The following is a 16,615-nucleotide window of genomic DNA, read 5'->3' as shown; positions in this document are numbered from 1 at the left end:
GAGCCGAGAAAGTCCTGATAGAGTTTGGAACCGCCGGAAAGGGAAACGCGAAAGCCGAAAGGCCGGAGCGGGAACCGGAAAGGCGCCGAGGAAATCGGACACGAAAGAGTCTGATAGAGTCGGAAACGCAAGAACGAAGAACAAAAAGAAACACCGAAGGGAAGCGCCCGGAGGAAAGCCCGAGAGGGTGAGTACAAAGGAAGCGTCCGTTCCTTGAGAACTCAACAGCGTGCCAAAAGTCAACGCCAGATATGTTGATACCCCGTCTCCGGCCGTCATGGTCGAGGCGAGGTTCCTTTGAAGAAAACATCAGCGAGGACGCTGTGAACCGGAAGATTATTCCTCTTCCTGGTTCCGCTCAACGCGGATGCGATCCCGATTACGGGAAAACATTCACGGAGAGTTTGATCCTGGCTCAGGACGAACGCTGGCGGCGTGCTTAACACATGCAAGTCGAACGATGAAGCCCTTCGGGGTGGATTAGTGGCGAACGGGTGAGTAACACGTGGGCAATCTGCCCTGCACTCTGGGACAAGCCCTGGAAACGGGGTCTAATACCGGATGATATCCCCTCTCGCATGGGAGGGGGTTGAAAGCTCCGGCGGTGCAGGATGAGCCCGCGGCCTATCAGCTAGTTGGTGAGGTAGAAGCTCACCAAGGCGACGACGGGTAGCCGGCCTGAGAGGGCGACCGGCCACACTGGGACTGAGACACGGCCCAGACTCCTACGGGAGGCAGCAGTGGGGAATATTGCACAATGGGCGAAAGCCTGATGCAGCGACGCCGCGTGAGGGATGACGGCCTTCGGGTTGTAAACCTCTTTCAGCAGGGAAGAAGCGAAAGTGACGGTACCTGCAGAAGAAGCGCCGGCTAACTACGTGCCAGCAGCCGCGGTAATACGTAGGGCGCAAGCGTTGTCCGGAATTATTGGGCGTAAAGAGCTCGTAGGCGGCTTGTCACGTCGGTTGTGAAAGCCCGGGGCTTAACCCCGGGTCTGCAGTCGATACGGGCAGGCTAGAGTGTGGTAGGGGAGATCGGAATTCCTGGTGTAGCGGTGAAATGCGCAGATATCAGGAGGAACACCGGTGGCGAAGGCGGATCTCTGGGCCATTACTGACGCTGAGGAGCGAAAGCGTGGGGAGCGAACAGGATTAGATACCCTGGTAGTCCACGCCGTAAACGGTGGGAACTAGGTGTTGGCGACATTCCACGTCGTCGGTGCCGCAGCTAACGCATTAAGTTCCCCGCCTGGGGAGTACGGCCGCAAGGCTAAAACTCAAAGGAATTGACGGGGGCCCGCACAAGCAGCGGAGCATGTGGCTTAATTCGACGCAACGCGAAGAACCTTACCAAGGCTTGACATCGCCCGGAAAGCCGTAGAGATACGGCCCCCCTTGTGGTCGGGTGACAGGTGGTGCATGGCTGTCGTCAGCTCGTGTCGTGAGATGTTGGGTTAAGTCCCGCAACGAGCGCAACCCTTGTTCTGTGTTGCCAGCATGCCCTTCGGGGTGATGGGGACTCACAGGAGACTGCCGGGGTCAACTCGGAGGAAGGTGGGGACGACGTCAAGTCATCATGCCCCTTATGTCTTGGGCTGCACACGTGCTACAATGGCAGGTACAATGAGCTGCGAAGCCGCGAGGCGGAGCGAATCTCAAAAAGCCTGTCTCAGTTCGGATTGGGGTCTGCAACTCGACCCCATGAAGTCGGAGTTGCTAGTAATCGCAGATCAGCATTGCTGCGGTGAATACGTTCCCGGGCCTTGTACACACCGCCCGTCACGTCACGAAAGTCGGTAACACCCGAAGCCGGTGGCCCAACCCCTTGTGGGAGGGAGCTGTCGAAGGTGGGACTGGCGATTGGGACGAAGTCGTAACAAGGTAGCCGTACCGGAAGGTGCGGCTGGATCACCTCCTTTCTAAGGAGCACTTCTTACCAACTCCGGTTGGTCAGAGGCCAGTTCATCAGCGAACGTCTGATGCTGGTTGCTCATGGGTGGAACGTTGACTATTCGGCACAGTTGGCCAACTCGGGCCGCAAGTACTGTCCTTCGGGGCGTGGAACGCGGAATGGGTGGGATGACTGGGCCGGGCACGCTGTTGGGTATCTGAAGGTATGGCCGTATGGCTGCCTTCAAGTGCCGACCCCGGTGTACTCGCTGGTTTCCAGTGGGGTGGCGGGTGGTTGGTCGTTGTTTGAGAACTGCACAGTGGACGCGAGCATCTGTGGCCAAGTTTTTAAGGGCGCACGGTGGATGCCTTGGCACCAGGAACCGATGAAGGACGTGGGAGGCCACGATAGTCCCCGGGGAGTCGTCAACCAGGCTTTGATCCGGGGGTTTCCGAATGGGGAAACCCGGCAGTCGTCATGGGCTGTCACCCGCTGCTGAACACATAGGCAGTGTGGAGGGAACGCGGGGAAGTGAAACATCTCAGTACCTGCAGGAAGAGAAAACAACCGTGATTCCGGGAGTAGTGGCGAGCGAAACCGGATGAGGCCAAACCGTATACGTGTGAGACCCGGCAGGGGTTGCGTGTGCGGGGTTGTGGGATCTCTCTTTCACAGTCTGCCGGCTGTGAGACGAGTCAGAAACCGTTGATGTAGGCGAAGGACATGCGAAAGGTCCGGCGTAGAGGGTAAGACCCCCGTAGTCGAAACATCAACGGCTCGTTTGAGAGACACCCAAGTAGCACGGGGCCCGAGAAATCCCGTGTGAATCTGGCGGGACCACCCGTTAAGCCTAAATATTCCCTGGTGACCGATAGCGGATAGTACCGTGAGGGAATGGTGAAAAGTACCGCGGGAGCGGAGTGAAATAGTACCTGAAACCGTGTGCCTACAAGCCGTGGGAGCGTCGCGTGCAGCACTTGTGCTGTACGTCGTGACTGCGTGCCTTTTGAAGAATGAGCCTGCGAGTTTGCGGTGCGTTGCGAGGTTAACCCGTGTGGGGAAGCCGTAGCGAAAGCGAGTCCGAATAGGGCGATTCAGTAGCGCGCTCAAGACCCGAAGCGGAGTGATCTAGCCATGGGCAGGTTGAAGCGGCTGTAAGAGGTCGTGGAGGACCGAACCCACCAGGGTTGAAAACCTGGGGGATGACCTGTGGTTAGGGGTGAAAGGCCAATCAAACTCCGTGATAGCTGGTTCTCCCCGAAATGCATTTAGGTGCAGCGTCGTGTGTTTCTTGCCGGAGGTAGAGCACTGGATAGGCGATGGGCCCTACCGGGTTACTGACCTTAGCCAAACTCCGAATGCCGGTAAGTGAGAGCACGGCAGTGAGACTGTGGGGGATAAGCTCCATGGTCGAGAGGGAAACAGCCCAGAGCATCGACTAAGGCCCCTAAGCGTACGCTAAGTGGGAAAGGATGTGGAGTCGCAGAGACAACCAGGAGGTTGGCTTAGAAGCAGCCACCCTTGAAAGAGTGCGTAATAGCTCACTGGTCAAGTGATTCCGCGCCGACAATGTAGCGGGGCTCAAGCGTACCGCCGAAGTCGTGTCATTCCAGCATATAGGGCCAACGCCTGCTGGGATGGGTAGGGGAGCGTCGTGTGCCGGGTGAAGCTGCCGCGGAAGCGAGTGGTGGACGGTTCACGAGTGAGAATGCAGGCATGAGTAGCGATACATACGTGAGAAACGTGTGCGCCGATTGACTAAGGGTTCCTGGGTCAAGCTGATCTGCCCAGGGTAAGTCGGGACCTAAGGCGAGGCCGACAGGCGTAGTCGATGGATAACCGGTTGATATTCCGGTACCCGCTGTGAAGCGTCAAACATCGAGCCCATTAATGCTAAGGCCGTGAAGCCGTCCTGGAGCCTTCGGGCAAAGGGAAGTGGTGGAGCCGCCGACCCAAGATGGTAGTAGGTGAGTGATGGGGTGACGCAGGAAGGTAGTCCAGCCCGGGCGGTGGTTGTCCCGGGGTAAGGGTGTAGCCCGTCATCTAGGTAAATCCGGATGACATGTGGGTGAGACCTGATGCCGAGCCGATTGTGGTGAAGTGGATGATCCTATGCTGTCGAGAAAAGCCTCTAGCGAGTTTCATGGCGGCCCGTACCCTAAACCGACTCAGGTGGTCAGGTAGAGAATACCGAGGCGTTCGGGTGAACTATGGTTAAGGAACTCGGCAAAATGCCCCCGTAACTTCGGGAGAAGGGGGGCCATCACCGGTGATGAGTCTTGCACTCTGAGCTGGGGGTGGCCGCAGAGACCAGCGAGAAGCGACTGTTTACTAAAAACACAGGTCCGTGCGAAGCCGTAAGGCGATGTATACGGACTGACGCCTGCCCGGTGCTGGAACGTTAAGGGGACCGGTTAGTGCGCTTTCGGGCGTGCGAAGCTGAGAACTTAAGCGCCAGTAAACGGCGGTGGTAACTATAACCATCCTAAGGTAGCGAAATTCCTTGTCGGGTAAGTTCCGACCTGCACGAATGGCGTAACGACTTCTCGACTGTCTCAACCATAGGCCCGGTGAAATTGCACTACGAGTAAAGATGCTCGTTTCGCGCAGCAGGACGGAAAGACCCCGGGACCTTTACTACAGTTTGATATTGGTGTTCGGTTCGGCTTGTGTAGGATAGGTGGGAGACTTTGAAGCGGGCACGCCAGTGTTCGTGGAGTCAACGTTGAAATACCACTCTGGTCGTGCTGGATGTCTAACCTGGGTCCGTGATCCGGATCAGGGACAGTGTCTGATGGGTAGTTTAACTGGGGCGGTTGCCTCCCAAAGAGTAACGGAGGCGCCCAAAGGTTCCCTCAGCCTGGTTGGTAATCAGGTGTTGAGTGTAAGTGCACAAGGGAGCTTGACTGTGAGACCGACGGGTCGAGCAGGGACGAAAGTCGGGACTAGTGATCCGGCGGTGGCTTGTGGAAGCGCCGTCGCTCAACGGATAAAAGGTACCCGGGGATAACAGGCTGATCTTCCCCAAGAGTCCATATCGACGGGATGGTTTGGCACCTCGATGTCGGCTCGTCGCATCCTGGGGCTGGAGTCGGTCCCAAGGGTTGGGCTGTTCGCCCATTAAAGCGGTACGCGAGCTGGGTTTAGAACGTCGTGAGACAGTTCGGTCCCTATCCGCTGTGCGCGTAGGAATATTGAGAAGGGCTGTCCCTAGTACGAGAGGACCGGGACGGACGAACCTCTGGTGTGCCAGTTGTCCTGCCAAGGGCATGGCTGGTTGGCTACGTTCGGAAAGGATAACCGCTGAAAGCATCTAAGCGGGAAGCCTGCTTCGAGATGAGTATTCCCACCCCCTTTGAGGGGTTAAGGCTCCCAGTAGACGACTGGGTTGATAGGCCAGATCTGGAAGCCCGGTAACGGGTGGAGGTGACTGGTACTAATAGGCCGAGGGCTTGTCCTCAGTTGCTCGCGTCCACTGTGTTGGTTCTGAAACCACGAACAACCCCGTATGTCGGGCCACGACTACGGTGCGGTTGACAGTTTCATAGTGTTTCGGTGGTCATAGCGTGAGGGAAACGCCCGGTTACATTCCGAACCCGGAAGCTAAGCCTCACAGCGCCGATGGTACTGCAGGGGGGACCCTGTGGGAGAGTAGGACGCCGCCGAACTCAATTTATAGCCGTGGTCCCTGGACTTATTGTCCAGGGACCACGGCTTTTTGTGTTTCCAGGGCTTTTCTGGCCCTTGGCTACCCCTCTGCACCGCCGGCTGACAACTGACGGTAAGGTCAGGGGGCATCATCGGCTCGTTTCCCACAGGAGGCCCCCGGGTGGAGGTCCAGGAGACTCGCGTCCAGACGGACCGAGTCCTCACCATCCCGAACATCCTCAGCATGGCGCGCCTCGTTGGCGTACCCCTCTTCCTGTGGTTGATCCTCAGGCCCGAGTTCGGCGGGCCCAAGAGTGATCACTGGGCGCTCCTGGTGCTCATGCTGAGCGGGATCAGTGACTACCTCGACGGCAAGCTGGCCCGTCGCTGGAACCAGATCAGCAACCTTGGACGGTTGCTCGACCCGGCCGCTGACCGGCTCTATATTTTGTCGACATTGGTCGGGCTCACGTGGCGGGAGATTCTGCCGCTCTGGCTGACCGCGGCGCTGCTGCTGCGCGAGCTGATGCTGCTGGTGATGGTCGGGATCCTCAGGCGTCACGGCTATCCGCCGCCCCAGGTGAACTTCCTCGGCAAGGCAGCCACCTTCAACCTGATGTACGCCTTTCCACTACTGCTCCTCAGCGACGGAAGTGGCTGGATCAACACTCTCGCTGCTATTTTCGGATGGGCGTTCGCTGGATGGGGTACAACTCTGTACTGGTGGGCAGGGATCCTCTATGTGGTTCAGGTCCGCCGACTTGTCCGTGCGGACACCACGGCCGATTGAGCTCGCCGATTCGGCAGCTGTAGAGGCTTGCAGTCCCGTGAATGACATTCGCGGGCCTATATTGGCGGGCTAAGTCGGCTAGATCGTCGTCTATTGAGGAGGACGCTTCCGACATGAAGGCCGTCGTAATGGCCGGAGGCGAAGGCACGCGCCTTCGCCCTATGACCTCGAGCATGCCCAAGCCGCTCCTGCCTGTGGCCAATAGGCCCATCATGGAGCATGTGCTGCGGCTGCTGAAGAGGCATGGGCTCACCGAGACCGTAGTGACAGTCCAGTTCCTGGCCTCCCTGGTCAAGAATTACTTCGGCGATGGTGAAGAGCTCGGGATGGAGCTCACCTATGCCAATGAGGAGAAGCCACTCGGCACTGCCGGGAGCGTGAAGAACGCTGAGGAAGCATTGAAGGACGATGCGTTCCTCGTGATCTCCGGTGATGCGCTGACTGATTTCGATCTCACCGAGCTGATCAACTTCCATAAGGAGAAGGGAGCGCTCGTCACCGTCTGTCTGACGCGCGTGCCCAATCCGCTGGAATTCGGCATCACCATCGTGGACGAAGAAGGAAAGGTCGAACGCTTCCTGGAGAAGCCGACCTGGGGGCAAGTCTTCTCCGACACGGTGAACACGGGCATCTACGTCATGGAGCCCGAGGTCTTCGACTACGTCGACGCCGACGTGCCGGTGGACTGGTCCGGCGACGTCTTCCCTCAGCTCATGAAGGAAGGCAAGCCCATCTACGGCTACATCGCCGAGGGCTACTGGGAAGATGTCGGTACCCACGAGAGCTACGTCAAGGCTCAGGCCGACGTGCTGGAACGCAAGGTCGACGTCGAGCTCGACGGCTTCGAGATCTCGCCCGGTGTCTGGGTTGCCGAAGGCGCCGAGGTGCACCCCGACGCCACGCTGCGGGGGCCGCTCTACATCGGCGACTACGCCAAGGTCGAGGCGGGTGCCGAGATCCGTGAGCACACGGTCCTGGGATCGAACGTCGTGGTCAAGGCGGGCGCCTTTCTGCACAAGGCCGTCGTGCACGACAACGTCTACATCGGTCAGCACAGCAACCTGCGTGGCTGTGTCATCGGGAGGAACACCGACATCATGCGGGCCTCCCGCATCGAGGACGGTGCCGTCATCGGCGACGAGTGCCTCGTCGGTGAGGAATCGATTATCCAGGGCAACGTCCGGGTCTATCCGTTCAAGACGATCGAGGCCGGCGCGTTCGTCAACACCTCCGTCATCTGGGAGTCCCGGGGCCAGGCCCATCTCTTCGGTGCGCGTGGCGTCTCCGGGATTCTGAACGTGGAGATCACGCCGGAGCTCGCGGTGAGGCTCGCGGGGGCGTACGCCACGACCCTCAAGAAGGGCTCGACCGTCACCACCGCCCGTGATCACTCACGAGGCGCGAGGGCGCTGAAGCGAGCGGTGATCTCGGCTCTGCAGGCCAGCGCCATCGACGTACGGGACCTGGAGAACGTACCGCTGCCGGTGGCGCGGCAGCAGACGGCTCGGGGCAGTGCCGGCGGGATCATGATCCGGACGACGCCCGGGGTTCCGGACTCCGTCGACATCATGTTCTTCGACGCGCGAGGGGCCGACCTTTCGCAGGGGAGTCAGCGGAAGCTGGACCGGGTGTACGCGCGCCAGGAGTACCGGCGGGCCTTTCCCGGCGAGATCGGGGACCTGCACTTCCCGTCCAGTGTCTTCGACTCCTACACCGGCTCGCTGCTGCGCAACGTCGACACCACAGGTGTGGCCGAGTCGGATCTGAAGGTGGTCGTCGACGCCTCCAACGGAAGTGCGGGCCTTGTGCTTCCGAGCCTGCTCGGGCGGCTTGGCGTGGACGCGCTGACCGTCAACCCGGGTCTCGACGAGTCGCGTCCGACCGAGACCTACGAAGCGCGCAGGTCGGGTCTGGTGCGGCTGGGCGAGATCGTGGCGTCGTCGCGTGCTGACTTCGGTGTGCGGTTCGACCCTGTGGGCGAGCGGCTTTCGCTCGTCGACGAGAAGGGGCGGATCATCGAGGACGACCGCGCGCTGCTCGTCATGCTCGATCTGGTCGCGGCGGAACGCCGCAGTGGCCGGGTCGCGCTGCCGGTGACGACGACGCGTATCGGCGAGCAGGTGGCCGCGTACCACGGGACGCAGGTCGACTGGACGACGACATCGCCCGACGATCTGACGCGTGTGGGGCGTGACGAGTCGACCATCTTCGGTGGGGACGGCCGCGGTGGATTCATCATCCCGGAGTTCAGCAGCGTCTTCGACGGTACGGCCGCCTTTGTGCGGCTCATCGGTCTCGTCGCGCGCACGCAGCTCACGCTGAGCCAGATCGACGCGCGTATCCCGCGCGCCCATGTGCTGCAGCGTGACCTCGCGACGCCCTGGGCGGTCAAGGGGCTTGTGATGCGGACCGTGGTGGAGGCGGCGGGGGAGCGTTCGGTGGACACCACCGATGGCGTGCGGGTCGTGGAGTCGGACGGGCGCTGGGTGCTGGTACTGCCCGACCCCGCGGAGGCCGTCACTCATCTGTGGGCCGAGGGGCCCGACGACGCGTCCGCTCAGGCGTTGCTCGACGAGTGGTCCGCCGTGGTGGACAGCGCCGGTCGCTGACCGGTGGCACGGGCCGGACGGCACCCTTGAGAGGTGCCGTCCGGCACGCCGGTGGGGCCATTCGGAGGTAACGCCCGCGACGTGCGACGATGTGCGGCATGCCGCAGCAGCCCCCCGTTCGGAGCACCCCCTCGCGCCCCCGGCGCCCGGACGCCTCCATGTCGCTGCTGAACACGGTCATGGACCACAGCCTGGACGAGGGCTACGCCGAGGCGGCGGCACGCAAGAAGGCCAAGGGCGCGGGTGGAGTGCCGCGTCCGCTGCGGGCGAAGCTCGGTCTTGCCCTCGGCCTTGTGCTCGCGGCCCTTGTGGTGACGGTGGGTGCCGCGCAGGCGCGGATAGCCGCTCCGGTCGTCGCCAAGGAGCGCGCGGAGCTCATCGACCGGATCGAGACGGCGACCTCCGACGCCGACGAGCTCGAAGAGGACGTCGAGACGCTCCGTGACGACGTGGACGAACGGCAGCGCGAGGCACTGAAGAAACACGGGGGCAGCCAGGGCGAGTTGGTGTCCCTGCTCTCCGGTGCCACCAAGGTCCAGGGACCCGGCGTGAAGCTTGTGGTGGACGACGCCAAGGAAGCCGACCAGGGCGGGGGCGGGCCGCGCGAGAGCGCGGGATTCTCCGACACCGGGCGGGTGCGCGACCGCGACATGCAACGGGTCGTCAACGGCCTGTGGCAGTCCGGCGCGGAGGCGATCGCCATCAACGACCAGCGGCTGACGGCGCTGTCGGCGATCAGGGCCGCGGGTGACGCGATACTGGTCGACAACAAGCCGCTGGTGCCGCCGTATACGGTGCTTGCCGTAGGCGACGGGCAGCGCTTGAGCACGAGATTCCAGAACAGTCGCGACGGTCAGTATCTGCACGCTCTGCAGGAGAACTTCGGGGTCCGGACCAGCATTTCCGTCCAGGATGATGTCCGACTGCCGGCAGCACCGAGTGTGACCGTACGTACAGCAGAGCCGAAGGCAGGAAAGGGCACATCGTGATCGCCGTACTGGGCCTCGTCGTGGGAGTCGTGGCCGGATTGTTGGTCCGGCCCGAGGTTCCGGCGGTGGTCGAGCCGTACCTTCCGATCGCCGTGGTGGCGGCACTCGACGCGGTGTTCGGAGGCCTGCGCGCGATGCTCGACGGCATCTTCGACGACAAGGTCTTCGTGGTGTCATTCCTCTCGAACGTGGTCGTTGCCGCCCTTATCGTGTTCCTGGGCGACAAGTTGGGCGTAGGTGCTCAGCTCTCCACCGGTGTCGTGGTGGTGCTCGGCATCCGGATCTTCTCGAACGCCGCCGCCATCCGCCGACACATCTTCAGGGCGTGACGCGGATGGCTACGGAAGAGACCCCCGGGGGCGAGAACCGGAGCAGGGAGCTGCCCGCAGAGGTGCGGAGCGTGCCCGCCGAGCCCGGGGAGGGCGCGGCGCCGGAGCAGGCAGAGCAGCAGGAGAAGCAGCAGAGCGAGCAGGCATCGCTCAGCGGCCGTCAGCGGCTGATGGAGGGGCTGTGGCCGCCTCGCGTCACGCGCCCTCAACTCATCGTGGCCCTGCTGCTGTTCGTGCTGGGACTCGGTCTTGCCATCCAGGTGCGCTCCAACAACGACAGCAGCGCGCTCCGTGGCGCACGTCAGGAAGATCTCGTACGCATCCTCGATGAACTGGATGACCGTACACAGCGTCTGGAAGGTGAGAAGCAGCGTCTCGAGGACCAGCGCACCGGGCTTGAGAACAGCTCGGACCAGGCCGAGGAGGCCCGCAAGCAGACTGTCGAGAAGGAGCGTCAACTCGGCATCCTGGCGGGCACCGTGGCTGCGCAGGGTCCTGGAATCACGCTGACCATCGATGACAAGAAGGGGTCGGTCGAGGCGGACATGCTGCTCGACGCCATTCAGGAGTTGCGTGCCGCGGGTGCCGAGGCCATCCAGATCAATGACGTACGCGTAGTGGCCAACACCTATCTGTCGGATACGGACAGTGGTGGTGTCCGGGTGGACGGCCGCAAGGTCGGCAAGCCCTACCGGTTCAAGGTCATCGGCAAGCCGCAGGACCTCGAGCCGGCGCTGAACATCCCAGGTGGAGTGGTGCAGACTCTGGAGAAGGAGCAGGCCACCGTCACCGTGACGCGAGCGGAGAAGATCGTGGTGGACGCCTTGCGAGCGGCGAAGCGGCCTGACTACGCTCGGTCGTCGTCCCAGTGAGGCGGGGGTGCATGGGGGCCGCCGGTCGAGGGCATGAGGTTGCGGGGGGTCGGCGCACTGTAAGCGTGGTGCGTGGTGGAAACTGTTTGGCGGATACGGACGTTGTGAGGATGTCTGTGCTGCCGATGTACGCCGGTGTGTGCAATCAGGGTTCGTCCTGCCCCACGGGCGGGTCTGTTTCGGTCAAGGGGAATCGCCCGTGAAGTTGTTTGCGAAGTTGTTCGGCAAGAGCGCACGTGAGGACAGTGGCAATCCCGCCACCGCCCGGCACCGTGCCCCGCGCCATGGAGATGCCGAGGAGCAGGGCGCCGAGCGCCCGATGTTCCGTGACCAGGTCGGTGGGCCAGGCGGTGACATTTCGGGCGCGCAGGGCGCGTCGTCTGTTGACCCTGCCGGTCCGGGCCGCATAGGTTTCGGAGAACCGTCAACCTCAAGTACGGGTGGAGGGTTTACCCCCGATCCGTACGCATCGAATGCCCCCGCGGGGCAGCCGCGGCAGGAGGATCCGTCCATGGCCCTGGTGTGTACGAGGTGCGGGAACCGCAACGCCGAGGCGAGCCGGTTCTGCTCCAACTGCGGCGCGCCGCTGCGGGCCGGGGCCGCGCCGGAGCGTCCGTCGGAGACGACCTCGACGATCTCCATCTCGGGCCTTGAGGCCTACGACGCGGAGGTGACGGGGCAGACCGCCTCGCCCGCCCTCTCGCCGGAGGCCCAGGCCGCCGTTGACGCACTGCCGCTCGGCTCCGCGCTCCTCGTGGTGCGCCGTGGGCCGAACTCGGGCAGCCGCTTCCTTCTGGACGGCGAGCTGACCACGGCGGGGCGTCACCCGCAGAGCGACATCTTCCTGGACGACGTGACCGTCTCGCGCCGCCACGTGGAGTTCCGTCGCCTCGGGGACGGTTCCTTCACCGTCGCCGACGTGGGCAGCCTCAACGGCACGTACGTCAATCGGGAGCGCATCGACTCGGTCGCGCTGTCGAACGGCGACGAGGTGCAGATCGGCAAGTACCGGCTGGTCTTCTACGCGAGCCAGCGGGGCATCGGCATCTGATCTGTCAGGAAGGTCCATGCTTCAAACACCGAGGGGCGGTGCCGGCAACGGCACCGCCGCCGAGGACCGTCGGCTGATGAGCATCGGCGCCGTCCTGAACGCGCTGCGTGACGAGTTTCCCGAGGTCACGATCTCCAAGATCCGTTTCCTGGAGTCGGAAGGGCTCATCGAGCCGGAGCGCACGCCGTCCGGCTACCGGAAGTTCAGCCCGGAGGACGTGGAGCGGCTCGGTCACGTCCTGAGGATGCAGCGCGACCACTATCTGCCGCTCAAGGTCATCCGGGAACACCTCGACGCCCTGGAGCGCGGTGAGCGGGTCTCCACGCCCTCCCTGGGGCAGCCGCGCGAGCCCGGTGACGCCTGGGGCGTGAGTGACGCCGTGGAGCCCACTGCCGCCCGTGTGGGCCGTGCGGAGCTGCTCGCCGCCGCCGAGATCGACGCGGAGCAGCTCGCCGACTGGGAGACGTACGGGCTTGTCGTGCCGTTGCCGGACGGTGGCTACGACGCGGAGGCCGTGACGGTCGCCGCGCTCGTCGTGGAACTTGGGCGATTCGGTATCGAACCCAGGCATCTGCGCGCCATGAAGTCGGCGGCCGAACGTGAGGCCGGCCTGGTCGACCAGGTCGTGGCGCCGCTGCGCCGGCACCGCAATCCGCAGACCAGAGCCCATGCGGAAGCCCGTACGAAGGAACTCGCCGGGCTGACCGGAAAGCTGCACTCTGCACTGGTGCAGAGTGCGCTCGGGGTGCGGTTGCCCTGACTCGGGGGGTGCCCGACTACCCAAACCTGCCGGGCACGTCCTAGGGTTGCTGTGTGAACGAGCTCGACGTCGTAGGTGTCCGGGTGGAAATGCCCTCCAACCAACCGATCGTGCTCCTGCGTGAAGTGGGAGGCGATCGTTACCTCCCCATCTGGATCGGACCAGGTGAGGCGACCGCGATCGCCTTCGCACAGCAGGGGATGGCGCCCGCACGGCCGCTGACCCACGACCTGTTCAAGGACGTGCTGGAGGCGGTGGGTCAGGAGCTCACCGAAGTGCGCATCACGGACCTCCGAGAAGGGGTCTTCTACGCGGAACTGGTCTTCGCCAGTGGAGTCGAGGTGAGCGCCCGGCCGTCCGACGCCATAGCGCTCGCGCTGCGCACCGGAACGCCGATCTACGGCAGCGACGGTGTTCTCGACGACGCGGGCATCGCCATTCCGGACGAGCAGGAGGACGAGGTGGAGAAGTTCCGCGAGTTCCTCGACCAGATCTCGCCCGAGGACTTCGGTACCAACAGCCAGTAGGCCGTCACCAACAGCCGGTGGACCGTCGCTTCCTGAGGGTCCCGGCGGACCATTCGGCTAGCCTTTCCCGGCGGTGCGGTACAGCAAACCACTCTTAGGGTGATTATCACTCGGCGTGCCGAGTGTGGCGATCGTTGACGAGCCCCTGGCGACTGCCTACCGTCGTGAAGGCAGGTCAAGGACGGAGGTCGGCGTGAGAAGCAGCGGCGACGGTACGGCGATGGGCGGTCCGTATCCGCTTCACAGCAGCGCGGCCGGTCACTCTCCGAAGAGGCCGATGGCGGTTCAGGGGAGCGTTCAGGGGAGCGGGGACGCCACGTCCGGACAGTCCGAACAGGAACAGATCGGTTACCGGGGGCCGACCGCGTGCGCGGCCGCCGGCATCACGTATCGACAGCTCGACTACTGGGCCCGTACGGGCCTCGTCGAGCCCAGTGTGCGGTCCGCGGGCGGATCGGGGACCCAGCGGCTCTACAGCTTCAGGGACGTCGTCGTCCTCAAGATCGTGAAGCGGTTCCTCGACACCGGTGTGTCCCTGCAGAACATCCGGACCACGGTCCAGCACCTGCGTGACCGCGGTTTCCGGGACCTGGAGCGCATGACGCTCATGAGCGACGGCGCGACGGTCTACGAGTGCACGTCGCCCGATGAGGTCCACGACCTGCTCCAGGGCGGCCAAGGGGTCTTCGGGATCGCCGTGGGCGTCGTGTGGCGGGACGTGGAAGCGGCGCTTTCGCAGCTGCACGGGGAGCGGATCGACACCGGGGAGACGCTGGTGCGGCAGAATCCCGCCGACGAGCTCGCGAGGCGGCGCAACAGGGCCGTGTGAAGCGGCTTTGCCAGTGGCGTTGTCAGTGGCGTAGGGCAGCATCAGAGGTGTGAGAACCGCGCCCACGATTCTGCATCTCGACATGGATGCCTTCTACGCGTCTGCCGAGCAGGCCGCGAAGCCGAGTCTGCGCGGGAAAGCCGTGGTCGTGGGCGGGCTCGGGCCGCGGGGTGTGGTGGCCACGGCGTCGTACGAGGCGCGGAAGTTCGGTGTGCACTCGGCGATGCCCATGGGGCAGGCGCGGCGCCTGGCGCCCAATGCCGCTTATCTGGTGCCGCGCTTCGGGCTCTACCGCGAGATCAGCGAGCAGGTGATGGGGCTGCTGCGGGAGCTGTCGCCGCTGGTGGAGCCGCTCAGCCTGGACGAGGCCTTCGTCGATCTGGAGGCGGGGGGCGTGGCCGACGACCAGGCGTCGGCGCTCGCTGTGGGTGAGCGGTTGCGTGCGGACATCAAGGCGGTGACGGGGCTCGCGGGGTCGGTCGGGCTCGCCGCGTCCAAGATGCTGGCCAAGATCGCCTCGGAGGAGGCCAAGCCGGACGGCCTGCGGCTCATAGTGCCGGGGACCGAGCGTGACCTGCTCGGTCCGATGCCGGTCCGGACGCTGCCCGGTGTCGGTCCTGCCACCGGGGACCATCTGCGGCGGGGCGGGATCACGACCGTGGGGGAGATCGCGGAGGCGGGCGAGGACGAGCTCGTACGCCTCCTCGGGAAGTCGCACGGGAGCGCGCTGTACGCGATGGCGCTCGCGCGGGACGAGCGGCCCGTGGTGGCGGAGCGGGAATCCAAGTCGGTCAGCGTCGAGGACACGTACGACGTGGACATCCACGACCGGGTACGGGTCAGGGGCGAGGTCGCGCGGCTCGCCGACCGGTGTGTGGAGCGGCTGCGGGCGGCGGGGCACTCGGGGCGGACGATCGTCCTGAAGGTGCGGCGGTTCGACTTCTCGACGCTGACGCGCTCCGAGACGCTGCGTGGGCCGACGGACGACCCCGGGGTGGTGCGGGAGGCCGCGGCGCGGCTCCTCGAGGCCGTGGACACCACCGGAGGCGTGCGGCTGCTCGGGGTGGGGGTCACGGGGCTCGCCGACTACACGCAGGAGGACCTCTTCGCGCAGGCGCAGGCGCAGGCGCTGGCCGAGGGCCCTGAGCAGGGGGAGGGCGAGGGCGATACTGCGGGGGAGGAAGCGGCTGCGGATGGCGCGGAGGAGCCGCCAGCTGATGAGATGCCGCTTGCCGCGCGGCGGTGGGCTGCCGGGCACGACGTGCGGCATGAGCGGTTCGGGCACGGGTGGGTGCAGGGGAGCGGGCTCGGGCGTGTGACGGTGCGGTTCGAGACGCCGGGGTCCTTGCCGGGGCGGGTGCGGACCTTCCGGGTGGACGATGCCGAGCTTGTACCCGCGGAGCCGTTGCCGCTGGTGGGACCACCGGAGGTGGGTGCTGAGCAGTGCCCCTTGGGTTAGCGGTGCCCGGCGATGGGCGTTGTGCCCACCCGTTCCGCCCGTGCGGAACGCCTGCCCACAACGAGGGCGGACGAGGGCGGTCAGCTTGCGGTCTGCGGGCTCAGGGCTCTTCCTCGCCCGCTATGCGGCCGAAGTTCTTGTCCGGTGGCGGAGGTGACTCGGGAAGTGTGGTGTCCAGGCCGTAGTGGCGGTAGAGCTGCAGTTCCTGTTCGGGGGAGAGGTGGCGGCCGACGCCGAAGTCGGGGGCGTCCTTGATCAGGGAGCGCTCGAAGGGGATGCGCACTGTGCCGTCGCGTACGAGCTCGCTGGGCTCCAGGGGCACGAACGCGTCCCGGCTGAACAGGCCCGTGCGTATGGCCGCCCACTCCGGGGCGCCGGTGGCGTCGTCGAGATAGACCTCGTCGATCGTGCCGATCTTGGCCCCGTTCCGGTCGAACGCCTTCCGGCCGATCAGGTTGCGCGGATCGATATCGGTCTGCACGGGCCCTCCAACTGGTCGAGACGTGCCGAAGTGGGGCGTAACTCATCCTTGTTCGTTCGTAATCACTACGAAAGAGCACTTCGGGGCAGGCGGCCACTCGAGGGATCCTCAATCTCCTCGCTGGTAGGCTGGCGCTTGGCTGCTGACCCCGTGCGGGAGAGCTCTCCGGTGGAGACACCGGAGGCGCCGAAGGAGCAACTCCTCCCCGGAATCTCTCAGGCCCCTGTACCGCACGGACGAGGTCACTCTGGAAAGTAGGGCGGGCGTCGGGCGGGCACGTCCGGAACCCTTCCTCACCGACGGTGAAAGCCGGTGCGGCGCCTCTCGCGGGGCACGGACCGGTGAAGCTCTCAGGTTGAGATGACAGAGGGGGAGGCCGTC

At 64.2% G+C, this 16,615-nt stretch carries 11 protein-coding genes, 3 rRNA genes and 1 riboswitch; of the genes, 13 read left to right on the top strand and 1 reads right to left on the bottom strand.

The features are described 5' to 3' along the window. Window positions 1–392 precede the first annotated feature (392 nt). The 13 genes from E5671_RS11060 to E5671_RS11000 all read left to right on the top strand — a co-directional run bounded on the left by E5671_RS11060 (window position 393) and on the right by E5671_RS11000 (window position 15,753). Window positions 393–1,918, top strand: a 16S ribosomal RNA gene (locus tag E5671_RS11060). Window positions 1,919–2,227: 309 nt separating this feature from the next. Then, window positions 2,228–5,350, top strand: a 23S ribosomal RNA gene (locus E5671_RS11055). 91 nt (window positions 5,351–5,441) lie between these two features. Beyond that, window positions 5,442–5,558, top strand: a 5S ribosomal RNA gene (rrf, locus tag E5671_RS11050). The 16S, 23S and 5S rRNA genes sit together here, the layout of an rRNA operon. Window positions 5,559–5,719: 161 nt before the next feature. Continuing rightward, window positions 5,720–6,328 (top strand): CDP-alcohol phosphatidyltransferase family protein, encoded by a 609-nt coding sequence (locus E5671_RS11045; protein ID WP_160503671.1) that lies wholly within the window; start codon window positions 5,720–5,722, stop codon window positions 6,326–6,328. Window positions 6,329–6,441: 113 nt separating this feature from the next. Continuing rightward, on the top strand, window positions 6,442–8,937 hold the full coding sequence (locus E5671_RS11040; protein ID WP_160510118.1) for a mannose-1-phosphate guanyltransferase: 2,496 nt from the start codon (window positions 6,442–6,444) through the stop codon (window positions 8,935–8,937). Window positions 8,938–9,026: 89 nt separating this feature from the next. Further along, entirely contained in the window at window positions 9,027–9,926 is a 900-nt protein-coding gene (locus tag E5671_RS11035; protein ID WP_160503670.1) for a DUF881 domain-containing protein, read from the top strand. After that, window positions 9,923–10,255, top strand: a complete 333-nt coding sequence (locus tag E5671_RS11030; protein ID WP_030794354.1) for a small basic family protein — start codon at window positions 9,923–9,925, stop codon at window positions 10,253–10,255. Before E5671_RS11035 ends, E5671_RS11030 begins: the two co-directional genes overlap by 4 nt. 5 nt (window positions 10,256–10,260) lie before the next feature. Beyond that, window positions 10,261–11,127, top strand: coding sequence for a DUF881 domain-containing protein (locus tag E5671_RS11025; RefSeq protein ID WP_160510117.1), 867 nt, complete (start codon window positions 10,261–10,263; stop codon window positions 11,125–11,127). 82 nt (window positions 11,128–11,209) lie between these two features. Then, window positions 11,210–12,178 carry an FHA domain-containing protein gene (locus tag E5671_RS11020; protein WP_160510116.1) on the top strand — a complete coding sequence of 323 codons (969 nt, stop codon included), beginning with the start codon at window positions 11,210–11,212 and terminating at the stop codon, window positions 12,176–12,178. Between the two features lie 16 nt (window positions 12,179–12,194). After that, window positions 12,195–12,938 carry a transcriptional regulator FtsR gene (ftsR, locus tag E5671_RS11015; RefSeq protein ID WP_160503669.1) on the top strand — a complete coding sequence of 248 codons (744 nt, stop codon included), beginning with the start codon at window positions 12,195–12,197 and terminating at the stop codon, window positions 12,936–12,938. A gap of 53 nt (window positions 12,939–12,991) precedes the next feature. Further along, window positions 12,992–13,465: a bifunctional nuclease family protein gene (locus E5671_RS11010; protein ID WP_006123076.1), complete on the top strand. Its 474-nt coding sequence runs from the start codon at window positions 12,992–12,994 to the stop codon at window positions 13,463–13,465. 193 nt (window positions 13,466–13,658) lie between these two features. Beyond that, window positions 13,659–14,294, top strand: coding sequence for a MerR family transcriptional regulator (locus E5671_RS11005; protein ID WP_160503668.1), 636 nt, complete (start codon window positions 13,659–13,661; stop codon window positions 14,292–14,294). A 49-nt stretch (window positions 14,295–14,343) separates the two neighbouring features. Next, window positions 14,344–15,753, top strand: a complete 1,410-nt coding sequence (locus E5671_RS11000; RefSeq protein ID WP_160503667.1) for a DNA polymerase IV — start codon at window positions 14,344–14,346, stop codon at window positions 15,751–15,753. Window positions 15,754–15,853: 100 nt separating this feature from the next. Here E5671_RS11000 and E5671_RS10995 read toward each other — a convergent pair whose 3' ends face one another. Then, window positions 15,854–16,234 carry a PRC-barrel domain-containing protein gene (locus E5671_RS10995; protein ID WP_160503666.1) on the bottom strand — a complete coding sequence of 127 codons (381 nt, stop codon included), beginning with the start codon at window positions 16,232–16,234 and terminating at the stop codon, window positions 15,854–15,856. 143 nt (window positions 16,235–16,377) lie between these two features. Then, window positions 16,378–16,475: riboswitch (glycine riboswitch) on the top strand. Window positions 16,476–16,615 lie beyond the last annotated feature (140 nt).

Source organism: Streptomyces sp. BA2, from assembly GCF_009769735.1.
In the GTDB taxonomy this organism is placed as follows: Bacteria; Actinomycetota; Actinomycetes; order Streptomycetales; family Streptomycetaceae; genus Streptomyces.
Note: the sequence above shows the minus strand (reverse complement) of the source record. Positions and strands in the feature narration are given on the sequence as shown.